The sequence below is a fragment of the Paenibacillus sp. SRL342 genome (genome assembly GCF_984798905.1).
In genome coordinates this window covers 1784842-1802003 of sequence record NZ_OZ481790.1, presented here as the reverse complement: position 1 = coordinate 1802003, position 17162 = coordinate 1784842, and the positions used below count along the sequence as shown (strand labels likewise).

The 17162-nt window shown below is 45.0% G+C and carries 23 protein-coding genes; 3 read left to right on the top strand and 20 right to left on the bottom strand.

Going from position 1 to position 17162, the window contains the following annotated elements; genetic code table 11:
- Positions 1–432: 432 nt before the first annotated feature.
- The 14 genes from AC4E8D_RS08190 to AC4E8D_RS08125 form a co-directional block, all read right to left on the bottom strand.
- Positions 433–591, bottom strand: coding sequence for a hypothetical protein (locus AC4E8D_RS08190; RefSeq protein ID WP_339183261.1), 159 nt, complete (start codon positions 589–591; stop codon positions 433–435).
- Positions 584–991 (bottom strand): hypothetical protein, encoded by a 408-nt coding sequence (locus AC4E8D_RS08185; RefSeq protein WP_221822702.1) that lies wholly within the window; start codon positions 989–991, stop codon positions 584–586. The genes AC4E8D_RS08190 and AC4E8D_RS08185 overlap by 8 nt, the downstream gene beginning before the upstream one ends.
- 85 nt (positions 992–1076) lie before the next feature.
- The gene (locus AC4E8D_RS08180; protein WP_221822700.1) at positions 1077–1487 is read right to left on the bottom strand and encodes a hypothetical protein; all 411 of its coding nucleotides are present in this window, start codon (positions 1485–1487) and stop codon (positions 1077–1079) included.
- Positions 1484–1930 carry a LytTR family DNA-binding domain-containing protein gene (locus AC4E8D_RS08175; protein WP_221822698.1) on the bottom strand — a complete coding sequence of 149 codons (447 nt, stop codon included), beginning with the start codon at positions 1928–1930 and terminating at the stop codon, positions 1484–1486. Before AC4E8D_RS08175 ends, AC4E8D_RS08180 begins: the two co-directional genes overlap by 4 nt.
- A gap of 206 nt (positions 1931–2136) precedes the next feature.
- Positions 2137–2637, bottom strand: a complete 501-nt coding sequence (locus AC4E8D_RS08170; protein WP_221822696.1) for a hypothetical protein — start codon at positions 2635–2637, stop codon at positions 2137–2139.
- Positions 2638–2661: 24 nt separating this feature from the next.
- Positions 2662–3165, bottom strand: a complete 504-nt coding sequence (locus tag AC4E8D_RS08165) for a DUF4188 domain-containing protein (RefSeq protein ID WP_221822694.1) — start codon at positions 3163–3165, stop codon at positions 2662–2664.
- Positions 3166–3198: 33 nt separating this feature from the next.
- Positions 3199–3651: a hypothetical protein gene (locus AC4E8D_RS08160; protein ID WP_221822692.1), complete on the bottom strand. Its 453-nt coding sequence runs from the start codon at positions 3649–3651 to the stop codon at positions 3199–3201.
- Positions 3652–3774: 123 nt separating this feature from the next.
- On the bottom strand, positions 3775–4053 hold the full coding sequence (locus tag AC4E8D_RS08155; RefSeq protein ID WP_221822684.1) for a hypothetical protein: 279 nt from the start codon (positions 4051–4053) through the stop codon (positions 3775–3777).
- Positions 4054–4106: 53 nt separating this feature from the next.
- Positions 4107–4742: a hypothetical protein gene (locus tag AC4E8D_RS08150; protein ID WP_221822682.1), complete on the bottom strand. Its 636-nt coding sequence runs from the start codon at positions 4740–4742 to the stop codon at positions 4107–4109.
- Positions 4743–4789: 47 nt separating this feature from the next.
- Positions 4790–5272 carry a hypothetical protein gene (locus AC4E8D_RS08145; RefSeq protein ID WP_221822681.1) on the bottom strand — a complete coding sequence of 161 codons (483 nt, stop codon included), beginning with the start codon at positions 5270–5272 and terminating at the stop codon, positions 4790–4792.
- Positions 5273–5421: 149 nt separating this feature from the next.
- Positions 5422–5832: a hypothetical protein gene (locus AC4E8D_RS08140; protein WP_221822680.1), complete on the bottom strand. Its 411-nt coding sequence runs from the start codon at positions 5830–5832 to the stop codon at positions 5422–5424.
- Between the two features lie 17 nt (positions 5833–5849).
- Entirely contained in the window at positions 5850–6380 is a 531-nt protein-coding gene (locus tag AC4E8D_RS08135) for a GNAT family N-acetyltransferase (RefSeq protein WP_260632876.1), read from the bottom strand.
- A 481-nt stretch (positions 6381–6861) separates the two neighbouring features.
- A complete protein-coding gene (locus AC4E8D_RS08130) occupies positions 6862–7356 on the bottom strand; it encodes a cysteine hydrolase family protein (RefSeq protein WP_221822679.1) in 495 nt (164 codons plus the stop codon).
- Between the two features lie 52 nt (positions 7357–7408).
- Positions 7409–8119, bottom strand: a complete 711-nt coding sequence (locus tag AC4E8D_RS08125; protein ID WP_221822678.1) for an AAA family ATPase — start codon at positions 8117–8119, stop codon at positions 7409–7411.
- A 297-nt stretch (positions 8120–8416) separates the two neighbouring features.
- On the opposite strand from AC4E8D_RS08125, the gene AC4E8D_RS08120 reads away from it, so the two are divergent.
- Genes AC4E8D_RS08120 through AC4E8D_RS08110 form a run of 3 tightly spaced genes read left to right on the top strand, consistent with a single transcriptional unit; the run spans position 8417 to position 11289 of the window.
- Positions 8417–9301 (top strand): PRD domain-containing protein, encoded by an 885-nt coding sequence (locus tag AC4E8D_RS08120; RefSeq protein ID WP_313771479.1) that lies wholly within the window; start codon positions 8417–8419, stop codon positions 9299–9301.
- Positions 9298–9804, top strand: a complete 507-nt coding sequence (locus AC4E8D_RS08115) for a PTS sugar transporter subunit IIA (protein ID WP_221822677.1) — start codon at positions 9298–9300, stop codon at positions 9802–9804. Before AC4E8D_RS08120 ends, AC4E8D_RS08115 begins: the two co-directional genes overlap by 4 nt.
- A gap of 30 nt (positions 9805–9834) precedes the next feature.
- Complete coding sequence (locus tag AC4E8D_RS08110; protein ID WP_490206065.1) at positions 9835–11289, top strand: PTS transporter subunit EIIC; 1455 nt, start codon at positions 9835–9837, stop codon at positions 11287–11289.
- A gap of 151 nt (positions 11290–11440) precedes the next feature.
- Here AC4E8D_RS08110 and AC4E8D_RS08105 read toward each other — a convergent pair whose 3' ends face one another.
- The 6 genes from AC4E8D_RS08105 to AC4E8D_RS08080 form a co-directional block, all read right to left on the bottom strand.
- The gene (locus AC4E8D_RS08105) at positions 11441–12454 is read right to left on the bottom strand and encodes a bifunctional glycosyltransferase family 2/GtrA family protein (protein ID WP_221822675.1); all 1014 of its coding nucleotides are present in this window, start codon (positions 12452–12454) and stop codon (positions 11441–11443) included.
- Positions 12451–13464 carry a phosphodiester glycosidase family protein gene (locus tag AC4E8D_RS08100; RefSeq protein WP_221822674.1) on the bottom strand — a complete coding sequence of 338 codons (1014 nt, stop codon included), beginning with the start codon at positions 13462–13464 and terminating at the stop codon, positions 12451–12453. The genes AC4E8D_RS08105 and AC4E8D_RS08100 overlap by 4 nt, the downstream gene beginning before the upstream one ends.
- Positions 13465–13890: 426 nt before the next feature.
- On the bottom strand, positions 13891–14847 hold the full coding sequence (locus AC4E8D_RS08095) for a radical SAM protein (protein ID WP_221822673.1): 957 nt from the start codon (positions 14845–14847) through the stop codon (positions 13891–13893).
- A gap of 340 nt (positions 14848–15187) precedes the next feature.
- Positions 15188–15763 carry a GNAT family N-acetyltransferase gene (locus AC4E8D_RS08090; protein ID WP_221822672.1) on the bottom strand — a complete coding sequence of 192 codons (576 nt, stop codon included), beginning with the start codon at positions 15761–15763 and terminating at the stop codon, positions 15188–15190.
- 81 nt (positions 15764–15844) lie between these two features.
- Entirely contained in the window at positions 15845–16504 is a 660-nt protein-coding gene (locus tag AC4E8D_RS08085) for a pyridoxine/pyridoxamine 5'-phosphate oxidase (RefSeq protein ID WP_221822671.1), read from the bottom strand.
- 38 nt (positions 16505–16542) lie between these two features.
- Complete coding sequence (locus AC4E8D_RS08080) at positions 16543–17157, bottom strand: histidine phosphatase family protein (protein ID WP_221822670.1); 615 nt, start codon at positions 17155–17157, stop codon at positions 16543–16545.
- Positions 17158–17162 lie beyond the last annotated feature (5 nt).

Sequence of the window (17162 nt, the reverse complement as noted above, 5' to 3'; positions counted from 1 at the left end):
ACTCCCCTAGTAAAGAGCTTAAATACCTTTAATTTAGAACGAAGACTTCCTATTGTATGTAAAATTTTCTCTCAAGGTACATCATAACCCATAATGTGGAATTTGCGAATAAACGAAGTTAACCATCTCTGTTTCTAGCGCATTTCATGCAAAAAACCACGTTTCTCTGCACAAGCTATATCATGCAAAGCGCGTGGTTATTAGCAGAACTTTCACTCAATTTTTGTAACTGTCCACAATCAATCTAGCTATCTATTAAATAGCATATTCATTATGCCGACCGCTTCAATCTGGGCCTCGTTTTCTTCATTATCCGCAAAACGGTAACTATATGTTGAATAGATCCCCCTATGCCGTATATGTCCAGCTTTATAATGAAGCGTCTTTTCCTCACCATCGATTTTCTGCACAAACGTCCTGCCTTCATTCACATTATACGAAGAATGGATAATGTTCAGTTGCAAGCCATGCAACAAAATCTTCTTCGTTTGGATGGGTCATGACTAGAATAAGGAGCAGGACAGCAAACACAACAATGTACGTTTTTAGTCCTGCGCCCCTCTTGCTACCATGCTGGGTGTACTCACCCATCAACCCGTTCACCCGATTCTTGAACAGAAATATCTATCCCCTTCGCCAAAACCCACCCATTCAATCCATACGAGGATGAGATCACCATATACTTGTATTTCTCCTCTATCAGCCGGATTTGCAATTCGTCATAGGAATCATAATTGACAGGCCAACCACTACCCTTTCCCGATTCTAACAACTCTCGATTATAAGGAATAAAATGCTCTATATCCCACTCATCCAGATCCAAAATAATGCTGCCATGGAGCGATATATCAAACGCATGAGCCATTACACCAGAGAATAAGACATCCATATTTTTCGGTACAGCATGACTTGAACGAGTGCGCATCCTGATTCTATTGTTCTCTAAATCAACTTCGTAACTTAAGATGATGTTGTCATGCAAACTTGGCATAGTCCCCCTCCTTCCGGTGTACCTCATCAGGTTCCACCCCGTACAACTGCAACATTTCTTCCTCGTTCATATTTGTTCCCCTTAGCTACTTTAGAATGTTATTTAACTCTTCCGCTTTTTTCCTGCTATCCATTCTAGCATAAAAATAGAAAGCGATGATGTGCAGCACAATGGATAACAACCACATGCCGGGGAACCAGGGAGCAATCAAATGGAACATTTCCGTGGAGAATAACCATACGATCCCCATGCCTCCTGCAATATTGAATGTGGAAGAAATGGCGATATTCCATACCGGTTTTAACGTAAAATGGTTCCAGAGCGCATTGTACATCACGCCAAACAACACAGCGGCAATAGCTGAAATGCCGGCAATATTCCACAGATAGCCCATTTCGATAGGTTGATCATTATAGAATAGGGTCAATAGCAAGGTCACCCAGAGTGAAGTAACGGTGAATACTTGAAAAAAGGAAAGCCTAAGCTGCATCATCATGATAATTTCCCCCTAAAGTTTTTAATATAAAATCGACTGACAAAGTAACTGGAGCTATCGCTCAGATCTACCTTAATCCGAGCATGATCTGTTGCAGAGAATGCGGTGATATACCGTGTGTTGATGATCGTTTGATTATTAATTTTCACAAAATGAACGTCATCCAGGTCTTCTTCCACAAATTTCAAACGTTTGTTAAGCAGGTATCTCTCGCCTGTAATCACACGTACACAACACATCCGATCCTCTGACTCAATGGCGACCACCGAGCTCAGTTGAATCTGTACGTTGCGATTGTTCTTGGCATGGATGACCGTTAGTTGAGTTTCCGATTGGCCGATCGCTTTTTCAATACGATCCCACTTCGACCTCTCTTCAGGATGAGTTATGACTTTGACCACCCTTTTTTCAATTGCTGTGTTCTCTTCAAAAATGACTTTCACGTGTTGCCCTCCTCTCACAACTCATATTACAAGCATAGTTATGACTATCCCACTGTATTGCGTTTTGTTGCATGATTTTGCAGGTTTGTTGCATCGGCACTACGTAGACAATAAAAAAACCACTCCATAGGAGCAGTTCTTCCATGTACTCATCCAGAGCATTCAAGGCATGAGCTATTCTATTATTTCGAGGTGCTACGTTATCCTTATACGATCTCCAGATACATCTCCTGATTTTGCAGGATCATCTCATTCATATGTGCAATTGTTGCTTGCGCCACGGTCTGATAGGTCGCATATAACACCTCTGTTCTCTGAAGCAAAATCGGGTCCTTATCCAGATCCGTTGCTAACACCTCACGCCACTCTTCACCCACTCTATTTTTGTCCGTAATGAGACTTTCAATCTGGTCCAATACGGTCGCCATCTCAGCTAAATGAAAAAAGTGCATCCCTTTTTTGATCCCATTCCAACTCTTGATCTCGATGATGTTATACGCCGAAAACCAATAAAATTCTGCCAGACTTTTCGTGTGATTGTGATAGGAATAGAACAGAAATAAGGCTTGTTGCCCTTCGTGTAACTGTCGGTATATCTCTGTTTTGGCGGCCATATCTCTGCCCCGTACAGAAACAAGCATCGGTTTAATACACAACCAGCTAAGTTGCTTTGAATGTACATCTTCTGCTTGCACTCTAGCCTTCATAACATTCTCCTCTCTGTTCAACGTTTAAGGATTCTCTGGTGCTTCCACTGCCGGGTCATTCTCTCCGCCCATTCTGCGTCTGGATGTTTCCATCCTGCCTGTCGCTGGCACATGTTCAGACGCTTTAGCTAATCCGAACTTTGGCATGTTGGCGTATATGGTTTCGAAGGAACCCGACTGAGTCTTGTATGTTTCATGATAAATCCCTACTGTTCCGTCAGTACCAATGGATCGGTTGAATTTTTTCCAAGCTTCCAAGTGTAGTCCGCCCCGTGCGTATTTCTCCAATTCATCGTAAGAGCGCCAGTATTGTAGTAACGTCACCCCGCGCCAGCTTATAAAATACTCTGTACTCAGAAATCCGGTCTCCGGATTCGTATACAGTTCTTTAATCATCGGGCCCATGGACTTAAAGACAGGCAGCCATTTGTGTATAGCCCACAAACGATTGACCCTCATTCCGATAATAAAAACAACAAATTCCCCCTCAATCTGAGCGGAGTATCTTCCCTTGTATACGTTTGCCACGTCACCCCTCCTTCTCGTCAAACACACTCGATTTCATCGGATCTGGACGACCCTTCCTATCCGCTCATAGGCATCCAGAGGGAAATCAAAACTCCACCGTTTGTGATATTCCTCCAGTCCCATTTCCTTCAATTTGCTTAGCTCTCTGTAGAACAGCTTAGTCAACTTGACCAAGGTTAACTCCTCGGACATAAGTAAACGGCCCTCTGTAACGGCTTCCGTGCTAAAGTTATCACTCATCTCATACACCATAAATTGAACGATTACCTGTGAACGTTTCTTGATCCAGAAACGATATTCTCCAGGTTCGGTCTGCATGGTCATGGTTACCTCTGTGGCTCCCTTGTGCAATGCAACGAATTGACGTGTTATCTCCTCAACCCCATCCGACAAAAAAGAAACCGGAATCTCTATCTGTTCTCCTTGATTAGGTTTAACCAGGATATCCAGCCATCCGTGCGGTTCAAGCGTCATAACGATGTCCATGTCCTTCCTCCTTTATGTGATTCTATGATGCAAGATTAACTGGAAATTATGCCTTTCAGTACATATATCTTCTAATTTGAGTTGTAGAGCAGTAGACCTGCTTTCAATTTGTGTTCAAGTTCCTTATGATCGTGTTTGTTTCTCTGCCATTAGAATTCTTACAATGCTGGTCGCATTGTTAAATTTCATTTTGTTATTCTTCTCTTGGTAGTCCCACTCTTGTTTTATAGCATATTGAATAAGGTTGGCTATCAGTTTTGGTTCATAGACAAATATATCCCATGTATCTTCCCAAGCAACATCGAACTCTACAAATGTAGATTTAAGCGCATTCGAATAAACCCGAATGACGATATCGTAAGCTTGCTCATCCACAACGTACAGGAACAGTGTATCATTCACTACAATTTTGCGTACTTGTTTCCTGTATACCTTCAGGTAAATCCCTCCCTTGCTTACACAGTGCTGCGTAAATCTTCATACACATTCCATTTTGTATACAATTCTTTTAGCGCTAACGCAGTTTTATGTATGAACTCTTCCATAGCTTCCATGGATAAAATATTTAAGTCGCCCAAAGGTTCGTAGTCAGAGTTAGCTAAAAACTCAAGTTTCTCCTCCCTATACTGATACACCTCAGATTCCAGCAATCCACCTAAACCAAATGCTTTTCCCACGTTCAGCTCATTTAACCATTCATGGGCCTCGTTCCAATTCCGTAGAATCATAAACTCCAGCTTCGTGACATCCTGTGTATACACGCTTCTTCCATTGGGGTGGACTTCATATTCAGGATAAATATCGAAAGTCCACACGCGATCCGTATAGATATGGGCGATGTATCCGCACAGATATTGCATGAATTTGGGATCCCTATAAGCTAACTTCTTGTTGGACTCAAAAAATTCTTTAAGTTCTTCGTCTGTTGCGAACCTTCCTGCCTCTGGCATGAGGTGGGTTTTTGCCTTCTCAGTACGAAGATTAGTTCTTACGTGGATGGAATCAGGAGCGAGGCTTCCCAGTAACAATTCAGGGGATGGCTCGGATATCAACGCGGATGCAATTGCAAAATGTACCATAGGCCAAGGCAATATAAAAACTCCTTTCTTTAGTCAATTGGTCTTAAAAGAGTTAAATTTCATATCCCGAAATGCACAATACATTTCTCATTTACCTCAGCGTACTTTGCCATGTTCGCAAGCTTGTTTAATTCGTTGATTAATTCGACTTTGTTGTATACGAGTTTCTCGTAGTAGCCCTTCTGTTCGCCTCCAGCAATGCTGTAATTCCCTGTAAGAACGATCGGATCCGTCGCATGGCTGAATAGATCCATCCAGGCTCGAATCAGTTGATGAAACTTCAACAAAGCATCCTGCTCTTCAATAACGGTTATTCCATAGTTGTTCAGTCCACTACATCTCATACAGGTAGATGGATTCCATGTATCCAACCAGCAAAGGGAATCATAGATGTACGCAATGAATTCGTCTTCCAAGGTCGCATGATTCTCTGTGGTTAATCCACTTCGATGTATTCTCCCTTTTGAATCCCATGAGTAGGAAGTATGAATATTCCCGTTTACTCGCTCTTTGTTTTCGATAACAAAATGATGCTTTGGCATTCCTGCGTACTTCCCCCTTACACGTCACTCCCATAGACCCTCTTAATTCATCATAACCCATGTATTGGTAAATGGAAATTGAAAAAGATCCTATCTACCTCCCAAATCAGGAGAAGTAAAATAGGACCGTGATAAAAACTTCCTTACATTCATAAAATCCTTCGTCTACTCAGAAACGCTGTTCCTTCTTCTCGGTACATCTCTATAGATTCATTGGTCACATGATCATGCCTCAGTGTTCCCATATAATCTGTTCCAGGGTTCTTTGGTCTATAATCTGAATCCACCGTGTAGATATTGAAGTGTACCTCATCTTCGTCCTCTGATACATCTGTTTTATCAAAAAGTGAAATCATCTCATCTTTACCAAGAAACCTAAATGGAGAATCCTGACGCTCTATAATATAAAATGGATATGTGATGTTCTCTATCTGAATGAATTCCTGGAATGCCTTAAGCTCATCAGGTATTAGATCCATGTACTGTCTAGCTAAATCTTCTGCCTGAAATACACCCGAAACCCACTTCAAACTTCCCTTGGTTGCTATGATAATAATCAAACTAATCACCTTCTATTTTAAATAGGATCTATCTCTTTCCCACGCACAAAAGTCTGGGACAAAATTCGGTGGCTGCCAGCGATGTTGTCAATCTCAATGTTATATTCAGACTCAGTATATTCAATCTGATGCTGCTCATAATATTTTTTCCAGAATGAAACTGCTGCTGCATTATTAGCAAGCTGTTCCACTTTGAATTTACCCTCAAATTGAGCAAAAACCAAGTCAACCGCTTGTGCTGCCAGCCCCTGTCCGCGATACTTTTTGACCAGGAACAGCTCTTGCACGGTATAATCCACACCTTCCGGCACATATGGAGGTGAGCACACCAGTACGAATCCAATAACCTTTCCTTCATACTGAATCAAAAATGGATGTAATTCATCGCGTTCCAGATATAGATAGGTGTTCGTTGGATCATATTCCCCCTCTTCGAGTAGATCCTCGCCAGAAAATTCAGACAGATCATATAAATACAAGTTGTACAGGTTGAGAAACAATTCCTTTTGTTCTGCGAAAATACTCGTAATTTGCACATTCATCTTCATTGCACATCTCCCTTAGTCAAAGAGTTGGCTAGTGATCAATACATAACCTTACCGATGTCCACAACGAGTTTGCTGTGCCCTGTTCTCAATATATCCTTTCAACCACAGCAGATATAGGCAAAGTTTGGTTTAAACCATGGAGTAATCTTAACTGTCGTAGTGGAAGTGTACATTTGTGCAAAAAAAAGACTCCCTACAGAGTCCGATTATTGGTCTTGTCTTTATTTTTCACCAAGTATCCATTAGCACTTAGCTAATGATTATTGAATTATATAGGTTCAACTAAACTTTTTACACAAAACAGAGAGGACAGAAATAACCTGAAGAAGCGGAGCGTTCGCCTGAAAGCTTTCTGAAAGAAAGCTGCATCGGAAGCATACGCTATCACCGGATTTCCCCTTTAAAAAGGGAATCAAAAAAATCTGGGGATAACAGCGATCGGAAGGTTGTTCTGTCATTGGAGTGCTCAGTGTAAACCTCTTTAGTTGAACTTATATAGATAATCAACCACAGGATATGAGATCACATTGCGATCTCTGTACGTAGAAGTCACCGCTTCATGATGAGTGCTGAGAATTCCGTTTTGCAACATGACCGGCAGTAAACCTCGCTCCATCGCACCGTTGTAGGTGAATAGAACACATTCCTCTGCGGCAAACCCGGCAATAATCACCAATTCAATTCCGTGACTCTTCAACACCTGCTCCAGATCAGTTTGCCAGAAAGCATTGGAAGCTTCCTTGGTAACTATGATATCCTTCTCATTCACATCCACCTCGGGAATAATACGATATTCTTCCGGTGGTGCCTCCTCCATACCCTCCACATCCTGCACGTGAACGACCACATGATCATTCAAGCGCAGTACGTTAGCTACATGGTTAATGTACTCGCAAGCATCGTCTATCGAAGTCTGGTCCATCTTTTTTCGCACAATACTCTCTTGCATATCAATGATTATGAATCCTACTTTCATCCTATCTCTCCTCATACAAAATGTAGTTTTACTCTTGGTATCACAATCTCATTTAATCTTTAAATAATTCATTCAGCATCCGGTCGCGGTTCTCCAGAAAGCTGCGGGTAATCTGGTAGTGATCGGTATCCTCATAGACTACCTCTTGAATATGGTTATCGTCAAAACTTAAAATCTCTGCCCCCGGATATCCCAGCAAAATCGGTGAATGCGTCGCGATAATGAATTGCGAAGTACCTGACAGATCATGAAGGATACGCAATAAAGAGAGCTGCCTTCCTGGGGACAATGCGGCTTCGGGCTCGTCGAGCAGATAGATGCCTTTGGAACTGAAGCGGTTGACGAACAGACTGAGAAAAGACTCCCCATGTGATTGTTCATGTAGTGAACGCCCGCCATAGTATTGAAGCGACGCCGGCATCTCATCGACATGTGATGCGAATTGATAGAACGATTCAGAGCGCATGAAGAAACCATTCGTTATTTTGGGCAACCAGGCCAGCCTGAGATAATTCCCGAGCGAGGATTCCGAAGCATGTGTCTCATAGGTATTATTCCTGCCACCCCCTGCGGTATTGAATCCACATTGATGAGCGATGCCTTCCAGCAGCGTAGATTTCCCTGAACCATTTTCACCTACAAAAAAAGTAACGTTATTCGTGAGCTCCAATCGTTCCAAGGATCGGATCGCGGGGATGTCAAAAGGATATTGATCCCGATTCTCGATCTTGGCCGACATGAGTTCCACACTTCGAAGATACATAGGCATACTCCTATTCATGTTAGATTTGGCTCCATCTATGACAGGTACCTTTTCGTTTACACATTCCCTATATTAAACGACGAACAGTGGGATGACAAAATTATGGTTGACGTTGGCAGATCAGCTTATATATTATGTAGGAAGAACGTTCTGATAAAAACATAAAATGAATTGGCGTGTTACCACCCCAGAGGGCATGAGCCAAGAAGCGAACATGAGACTATACTCGCTTCTTGGCTCTTTTTGCGTTCCGGAGGCATGTAAGCGTTAACTTTAGAAACGAGGAGGCGGTGAACCGTGAGTAAAGGAATGATTCTGCAGGTGGAGCGGGTCGTCGGCAGCAATATTGTTCTGGTCCGGTCGCACCAGAATAGCAAGGAGTATGTACTGATTGGCAAAGGGTTGGGATTTGCGTTCAAAGTGGAAAGCACCGTGCAGTCCGATGATCCGCGGATTGAGAAAAGGTTCCGGCTGGAAGACCGGGAGGAATGGGGGCAGGCTCAGGAGCTGATGAGGGATTTGGACCCCCATGTCATCGACATCTCTGACCGAATTATCCGTCTCATCGCTGATCAGTTTCCCGGCAAGCTGAATGACAAGATCTATCTTGCTCTTCCGAGTCATATTCAGTTCACCTTATATCGTATCCGCAACGGGATGGAGATTCTGAATCCTTTCCTTACGGAGACAAAGCTCAGTTTTCCGAAAGAATTCGAAATCGCCTCGGAAGCGGCGGCCATGATCGGAGAGGCTTTTGGCGTAGATATACCGGAGGATGAGGCGGGATTCCTGACATACCATGTGTACTCCTCCGTAAATCACGTCCCTGTCGGACAGTTGGTTAAGGTATCTAATGTGATCAGCAAGCTTCAGTCCATTATTGAAGAGGAGGGTGGCGTTCGCTTTGATCAGGGAAGCCTTAGCCAGGCAAGACTCATGATACACCTGCGCTTCTCCATGGAACGCCTGTATCAGCAGCCGATGACGGCCCCCACCTTCGCACAATATGTGAAAAATGAATATACGTCCGAATACCAGCTAGCTAGAAAACTGAGCGCTGTAATGGCCGAGGATTTGGGTACAGAAGTGCCTGAGGAAGAAACGGCTTTTCTCGCAATGCATTTATACCGGCTTTTTCAAACCCATGCCAAAACCAACAACAGAAAGGACAACACACAATGATCTGGAAATGGAAAAACAACAAATCTGCCAAAACATCTGAAACAATATCCGTCGCCTCCCCATTAACCGGAACCTGCGTCAGTTTGGAAGAAGTGCCTGACGAAGCGTTCGCACAAGGACTTATGGGACCGGGCGTCGCAATGATTCCCCAGGAAGGCAGGCTGGTCGCCCCTATCGACGGCACTGTGGTACACCTGATCAAATCGCACCATGCCGTAATGATTGAACATGCTTCCGGGCTGCAGCTGCTGCTGCATATCGGTATGAATACTGTCAGCCTGAAAGGACAGGGCTTCACACCCCAAGTGCAGACCGGGGATCAGGTCACTATCGGTCAGACTCTAATTGAATTTGACCTGAATGCGATCGCTTCGGCCGGTTATCCGGTCATCACCCCTGTCATCGTTGCAAATGCGGCTGAACAACCGTGGGAGTCGCACCCAGAGTATGGCAGCGTAGAAGCAGGCATGGGAACTATCATGAAAGTCAGCTTGTCCAAATAAGCTAAATCAAAAAAAGAAAGGAAGAACAATATGCTGAAATCACTGCAAAAGCTGGGAAAATCCCTGATGCTTCCTGTAGCAACCCTGCCTGCATCAGGTATTCTTCAAGGCCTCGGTCTTCTAAATTATGAAAAGGACATTCCGCTCGGTCCCGTGATCGGGGGATTCCTTAATCAGTATGTAGTTCCATTCCTGAATGAAGGAGCGGGGGCGATCTTCGGCAACCTTGCGCTCATCTTTGCCATTGGGGTGGCAATCGGACTGGCGGGGGATGCGGTCGCCGCGCTTTCCGCCCTGATCGCTTATATGGTGCTGACGCGGATTCTGGGAGCCGTTCCAGGTGTATTCGGTTACATTCCTGACGATGTCAAGCTGGATATGGGCGTATTGGGCGGTATATTTGCCGGACTGCTTGCAGCCTATATGTATAAAAAATACCATAATATCAAGCTTCCTGACTGGCTCGGCTTCTTCTCCGGCAAACGCTTTGTGCCGATGGTCACCGCCGGCTCCATGCTGGTGTTGGCCATCCTGTTCGGCATGGTCTGGAGCCCGATTCAGGATGCCATCGGCGCTTTTGGCGCCTGGATTGTAGGTTTTGGCGGCATTGGCTCCATGGTGTTTATGATCGCCAACCGCCTGCTCATCCCGCTCGGTCTGCATCATGTCCTCAACTCCATCGCCTGGTTCCAGATCGGAGATTATACCAATGCAGCCGGGGAAGTCGTGCACGGCGACCTGACCCGCTTCTTCAACGGAGATCCTACAGCAGGCATGTTCATGTCTGGCTTCTTCCCGATTATGATGTTCGCTCTTCCGGCGGCGGCGCTAGCCTTGATTCATACAGCCCGGCCTGAAAAGCGTAAAATGGTCGCTTCGATCTTTATCGGCGCAGCGGTGGCTTCGTTCTTAACGGGTATTACCGAGCCGCTCGAATTCTCCTTCATGTTCGCGGCTCCTCTGCTGTATGTGGTGCACGCTATTCTTACCGGTGCGGCGGCCCTGATCATGTACCTGCTGAATGTTAAGCTGGGCTTCGCCTTCTCGGCAGGTCTGATCGATTACCTCGTGAACATGAAGCTGTCGACCAATCCGCTGCTCATGATCCCGGTTGGACTCGCATTTGCGGTCGTCTATTATTTCCTGTTCCGGTTCATGATTATCAAGTTCAACCTGAAAACGCCGGGGCGCGAGGATGACGCTTATGATGCCGATCCCCCCACTAATACTTCAGCCGTGGCTGCGTCTGCCGACACCAAGGCTGGCAAAGTGCTCGCCGAGATCGGGGGAACAGATAATATCGAGAGCATTGACGCCTGCATCACTCGCCTCCGACTAGTTGTCAGGGACGACAAAGCCGTCAACGATCGGGCGCTCAAACAGCTTGGCGCTTCCGGTGTCATGAGGCTCGGTGGTGGAGCTGTGCAGGTCATCTTCGGCACCCAGTCCGAAATCCTCAAGGATGAGATTAAGAAGCTGATGTAACGCTCGTTCTCCTATGAGTTTAAAAGGCCGAGAGCAAGGGTATGCTTACCCCTGTTCTCGACCTTTTTTGTTAACCAAAAAGCGCAGGATATTCTTTTGAAACGGTTTGGATTGAAAAAAGAGAGCAACCTATATGCCCACTCTCTCTGTGTTAATAGACAAATCTGCGCTGTGCCCAATAGCTGAACAGGAAGATGGACACCTCGGTCAACAGCTTGGCTGCGAGCAGTGGGATAATCAGTTTTTCATTATAAAAATACAGTAAACCGTAGTTTAATAGCAGCACCAGTAGAACAAGTGAGAAGTATTTGGGCAAAGACTGGCGAACCTTAGAGGTTCGTCCTGTGGAGAATACGTACTTCCGATTAATCGTATAGTTGAAGATGGAGCTGCACAGCCTTGCTGCAACAACCGACAGAAACAGATTATGCGTGAAATACTGGATAATGAACAGCAATCCAAAATCAATCAGAGCGGACAGCACCGAAGATGTGCTGAACATCAGGATTGGCATATAGATCCGGAACGAATCCATCAGCGGCCGGAAATGGGAGGACTCATTGTGATCCAGATACACCGTATCAATAAACTCCTCCGTAATCTCATACCCTTCCTTGTGTGCCGTTAACAGCATGTTCATCTCGTATTCAAACCGGTCCCCCGGAATCTGGTTCAGCCAGTCCAGCATGGAGTAAGGAAAACCTCGAAGACCCGTCTGCGTGTCATATACTTGGGTACCTGTCGTGAGCGAAAAAACTGCCCGGGTGACTGTGTTGCCAAAACGGCTGCGTGCTGGGATTTTCCCGCTGAAGCGACGGCTGCCAAGTACAATTCCCGGTGACGTTTGTGCGAGAAGCACTTCGAAGATACGCTTAATATCGTGTGGCAGATGCTGCCCGTCACTATCTCCGCACACTACACCGCCCTGAGGTCCGTACTCCTTAATATATTGAAAACCCGTCTTCAACGCCCTGCCCTTACCCAGATTGACGGGATGTGTCAGGACCGTACAGCCATAGGCTTCTGCCGTTTCAAAAATCCCACGGTACCCTGGGCCACTGCCATCATCCACAATCACAATGGGTCCAAGTTTAAATGTTTGCAGTTGCAGAACGAGATTCAGTAAACGTACATCCGGTTCGTATGATGGAATTAATATCGTCATGATCCTTGTCCCTCCGTCAGATATAAAATGTCACTTACACCACGTTCCTGGTTACGCCCCAGCGGGTTATTGACAACTCTGCCCATAAAATACATCGTGGATGAACCGCCTCCGTCCAAGTTGTAGGCTTCGGTTGCTCCAAGACCTTTCATGACATCGGCCAGTTCTGCCAAGGTCATGCCACGGCTGTCATCCTGCCGTCCGTCCACCACCACAAAGACGTAATGATTCGGAGCAATCATGCCGATCGCTGTTCTTGGATTTGTATCCTGGATGGAGCGGTTACCGAAGTTGTTATCGATTTTCACACTGCTAAAATCACTGACGATCTCGCCATCCTGAATCAGAATCGGTCCAAAGGATAGTGTATTGGTTGCACCTTCGGCCAGCAGTTCCGAGGAAGAAATCTCGTTCTCGTTATATGTTTTCATCGTTCCATTGTTGAACAGGGCAAGCGCATCCCGCGTTGGGCTGTCCCGATACAACGTTCCATTTCGGATAATGACACCATCATCACGGAATCCGTAATAGTCACCATTAATGGCAAAGATCGCATTGTTGGCTGAGGCAATCTCTGACGTATTTTCGGTAATGTTCGTTCCAAAACTATTGTCCGCCAGCGCAGTTCGCAGGCTGCTTGCATCCGTCAGCTGAACATCGGCGACATAATACGTAATCTGATCCGAGCCAGAACCGGTCTGTACCTTTTCAATACTGACCTTCATATCATCACTCGAGTAATTCCAATCATCCGATGTTGCATTCACTTCCGTCGGGATCGTCGAAGTACTGCTGGAATCATTGGTGTTGTCCGTTGATGCCATCGCCGTGTTCTCATCTGCTACAACCACCTGCACATGCCGGATCAGGTAACGGTCAGCCAGGCTGTACAGGATTCCACCTACCGCAAGCACGATGACAAGTGTGATGATGAGCCATCGGCGCTTTCTTAGGGAGATCGGTCTTTTATGTGGGTTTTTCCGGGTTGGTTTCTCATAGATCTTCATCATGTGAAGCTCACCTCTTCATCTAAGTTCTTAAGGCCATATTAGGCCGGATAACTTAAATGAATCTGAAACCACACGAATTGGACTAAAGATTATTACACTGACACTACGATGACAGAACAACCTTCCAATCGCTGTTACCCCCAGATTTTTTTGATTCCCTTTTCTAAAGGGGAAAATCCGGGGATAGCGTAGGCTTCCGATGCAGCTTTCTTTCAGAAAGCTTTCAGGCGAACGCTTCGCTTTTTCAGGTTTTTTCTGTCCTCTCCGTTATTGTGTAAATGAATAGTTCAATAAAAAAGGTGATCCGTTTTCCCATTGAGGAAACCAGATCACCTTGATTTATAATCTATACAATCCTAAGGCCACTAATATCGTGTACATATCTCGTTCAACATTCATATCACATATCTTCATCAGGTCTTCCTGTTATGCGTCTGCAAAAAGAGCATCGTATGCGGGACAAGGCCGCTTTTCCAAAAATTCCATTAACGCCGGGGGCTGCTGCGAATAGATATCCTTCAACGACGTTCCATTATAGATGTTACCAATCACGACAGGATGGCATAACTCACAGATGAGAATATCCCCGTTGCCGTGCAAGTGCAGCTGTTTCGTGCCATCCACACAATTAGAGAAATACACCCCAGGTTGTTCGCGCAAATTCAACTGTTCAGCAAACCGATCCATACAGGTAAAATAGAGCGTTGTATCCGGCTTCTTATGTTCAATCAGCTCCGTTACAGATCGAATAAGCGACTCTCTGGATACAATCTGGCTCCAATCCGTATGTGGCATCTTAATGCTGTTCTGGATCTCATGGATGCGCACACCCAGATCATACACCTTATCGCTAATGGCCTGCATGTTCGCTTGATTACCTTCAAATAGTAACGTTTCCAGCACCGTCTCCAGACCAGCTTCCGTACACAAACGAATATTCTGCTCCAGTCTCTCATACATGCGAGGATGCACACGGTAGTACGCAGCATACGACTCCGCATCCGTATAATTGAACGAGATATGAATGTTAGACAAGCCTGCATCACGCAACGCGATGATTCGTTCTTCATTCAGCAGGCTGGCATTACTGTTCAATTGTGTATCAATGCCATGTGCTGCACAGTACGTCACAATCTCCAGGCAATCCTGATATTTCAGAGTGACTTCACCCCCGGACAATCGCACTCGCTTGAGACGAGGAAGCTCACGAATAATACGGATGACTTCCTGACTATTGATGCACGCTCCATCATCCCGATTGTAGGCGCAGCAATAGTCGCATTTATAGTTGCAGTTCGATGTCACTCCCACCTCAAGCCCTTCCAGCTCATATACGCCGGGTGTCTCCAGTTCGAGTGATTTATATCTGTTTTTGGCTATCAATTCGTTGTACCTCCTGGTTCCTTCATTCAATCCACGTTTGGATAACTTGAAGATTATAGCGGATGGCACCAGGTTGACGATATGACATTATGTACGTTGGTTGTTAAAAACAACATAAACCCATTTCCCCAACGATCAGGAATGGGCCAAAGCTTGGCATATAATTATTGAATTATGAATTAGACAATATAAAATACGATACCTTGACCTTTTGAAGCAGATATTCAAGCTCTTTCTTACTTCTGCTTTTATTGTGTATCACTGATAAATTCAGGATTATAGGAAAATCCATGGCTCGCCAGCATGATAAATGACACACGACTTTTCAATAACACGTTCTTTATTTAACACGAGTATAGAAGTCTTCTTTTACGATAGCATACATCTTCAGATCTTGAAGCTCATTTTTTACCTTCATGTATTTCCTTAGCATACCTTCAAATTGCATGCCTGCCTTCTCCATGACCTTGGCGGAACCTGTGTTTTTCACCAAACATCTGGCCTGGATTCGCTCGAGCCCCACTTCGTCAAATCCAAATTGGATGATTCGTTTCACTACTTCGGTCATGTAGCCTTTATTCCAAAATTGATCAGATAACACATATCCCAGTTCAACTCTCCTGTTATCGCTGTCACACCCTAGATAGTTACAACTACCAATCAATCTTTTAGTGTGTTTATCTTCAATCCCCCATGGACCTATTAGATCCGTCTCATAACGACTCATGACAAAATCTAAAAAAGCTTTGGTGTCTTCTTTGCTCTGATGCGCATCCCAAGTGGTGAACTCCGATACAGCAGGTACAACGCAGTAACTGTACATATCCTCCAGATCATCATAGCTAAGCGGTCGGAGCAGCGTTCGTTCGGTTTCTAATATCGGAAATGGTTCGAAGAAGTTTTCAATCGTTTTCATAGATTTATCCTCCCTCAGATTGTTAGGAAAAAGAAACACACAGCGGTTCGGTCCGTATTACCTAGCTCATCTGTTGTAAAATCAAGGCCACAATTTGAGTGTCTTCCACTGCTGCCCATCTTGCTTTACATATTGAACTCGTACATGCTTGCGCTCCGAATCTCCCTGCCAAAACTCCACCTCTTGTGCATTCACGGCATATAAACGCCAATGAGGTGTAACAACACTAGGGTCACGTCTTATCTTTTCTTTCTGAGCTTTAATGGAACTATTCAGTAATTCCTCGCTATCCAAAACCTCACTCTGATGCCCTGTCATAGCAACTGCTCTTGCTCCAGCTGAACGTTTGCGGAAATCATCAGCGCCCGCTTCATCTCCCCGATCCTCGGCAATTCCCCTTATCCGAATCTGTCTTCCAAGGGAAGGCCAGTAGAATGTCAGAGCGACATGAGGATTCTCCTTCAACTGCTGCCCTTTGCGACTCTCCGAACTGGAGGCAAAATAAAACGTTTCGTCGATTACGTTTTTCAAAATCAATACTCTCGCATCAGGATAACTGTCTTGATCCACGGTTGAAATCGTCATGGCATGAGGTTCTTTCACTTCATTCTCAACCGCCAATCTCAACCACTCCAAAAATAGCTTCCCGGGCCGATCCGGTAACTGCCCCATATCCCACGTTGGAAATGGGCCGGATAAAGACTTCAAACGTTGTAGCAGTTCAATGGGTTTATCACTCATGTCATCGCCTCCATCTTCTCTTTAACATGGAAAAACAACTAATCTAGATGACTTAACACATTTACGCTGCTAAGTTTCCAACCATGCCTTCCCTTTTCAACGGTATGTACACTGGTGTTGTCCATGGGATAGAAGCTGGACTTATTGCTCCATTCCTTCTTCTCAAGCAGATAATACAGAATATTAATCACTCCGCCGTGAGTAATTAATAGAACATTGGACTCTACTGTTTTCTCCTCTAAACCCCTGAATAGACTCTCGAAAGCTGTACTTATCCGGCTATAAAAATCCCTTGGGCTTTCTCCTCCCGGAAACGGGGAGTCCATCTCAAGAGTATTGAAATAAATCCCTGGGTAATGCTCCTCAGCATCCTTATGGAGCATGCCTGCCAAATCTCCGTTATTCATCTCCCGCCAATCTTTCATTAGGCTAGCCTGCATGTTTAATCTCTTCTCCATTTCCCGTGTAGTCTGCACTGCACGAGGCAGATCACTGCTAATAATCGTATGTATGTTGTACTCCTCAGCATGATGATGCAAATGCTCTCCCAATTTCCTGGATTGATTGATTCCCTGCTCCGTAAGTCCACGATCGCTCCATCCGCCTCGATACCCTCCCTCATCCATCCCATGCCTTACGAGATAAATTTTCAAGATCT

Bases quoted from the DNA above. Each gene is read 5' to 3' on its own strand.
- AC4E8D_RS08085 (WP_221822671.1), bottom strand. From the start codon at position 16,504: ATGAGTGATAAACCCATTGAACTGCTACAACGTTTGAAGTCTTTATCC.
- AC4E8D_RS08190 (WP_339183261.1), bottom strand. From the start codon at position 591: ATGGGTGAGTACACCCAGCATGGTAGCAAGAGGGGCGCAGGACTAAAA.
- AC4E8D_RS08130 (WP_221822679.1), bottom strand. From the start codon at position 7,356: ATGAAAGTAGGATTCATAATCATTGATATGCAAGAGAGTATTGTGCGA.
- AC4E8D_RS08105 (WP_221822675.1), bottom strand. From the start codon at position 12,454: ATGACGATATTAATTCCATCATACGAACCGGATGTACGTTTACTGAAT.
- AC4E8D_RS08110 (WP_490206065.1), top strand. From the start codon at position 9,835: ATGCTGAAATCACTGCAAAAGCTGGGAAAATCCCTGATGCTTCCTGTA.
- AC4E8D_RS08135 (WP_260632876.1), bottom strand. From the start codon at position 6,380: ATGAAGATGAATGTGCAAATTACGAGTATTTTCGCAGAACAAAAGGAA.
- AC4E8D_RS08145 (WP_221822681.1), bottom strand. From the start codon at position 5,272: ATGCCAAAGCATCATTTTGTTATCGAAAACAAAGAGCGAGTAAACGGG.
- AC4E8D_RS08115 (WP_221822677.1), top strand. From the start codon at position 9,298: ATGATCTGGAAATGGAAAAACAACAAATCTGCCAAAACATCTGAAACA.
- AC4E8D_RS08100 (WP_221822674.1), bottom strand. From the start codon at position 13,464: ATGATGAAGATCTATGAGAAACCAACCCGGAAAAACCCACATAAAAGA.
- AC4E8D_RS08185 (WP_221822702.1), bottom strand. From the start codon at position 991: ATGCCAAGTTTGCATGACAACATCATCTTAAGTTACGAAGTTGATTTA.
- AC4E8D_RS08170 (WP_221822696.1), bottom strand. From the start codon at position 2,637: ATGAAGGCTAGAGTGCAAGCAGAAGATGTACATTCAAAGCAACTTAGC.
- AC4E8D_RS08180 (WP_221822700.1), bottom strand. From the start codon at position 1,487: ATGATGATGCAGCTTAGGCTTTCCTTTTTTCAAGTATTCACCGTTACT.
- AC4E8D_RS08125 (WP_221822678.1), bottom strand. From the start codon at position 8,119: ATGTATCTTCGAAGTGTGGAACTCATGTCGGCCAAGATCGAGAATCGG.
- AC4E8D_RS08090 (WP_221822672.1), bottom strand. From the start codon at position 15,763: ATGAAAACGATTGAAAACTTCTTCGAACCATTTCCGATATTAGAAACC.
- AC4E8D_RS08160 (WP_221822692.1), bottom strand. From the start codon at position 3,651: ATGGACATCGTTATGACGCTTGAACCGCACGGATGGCTGGATATCCTG.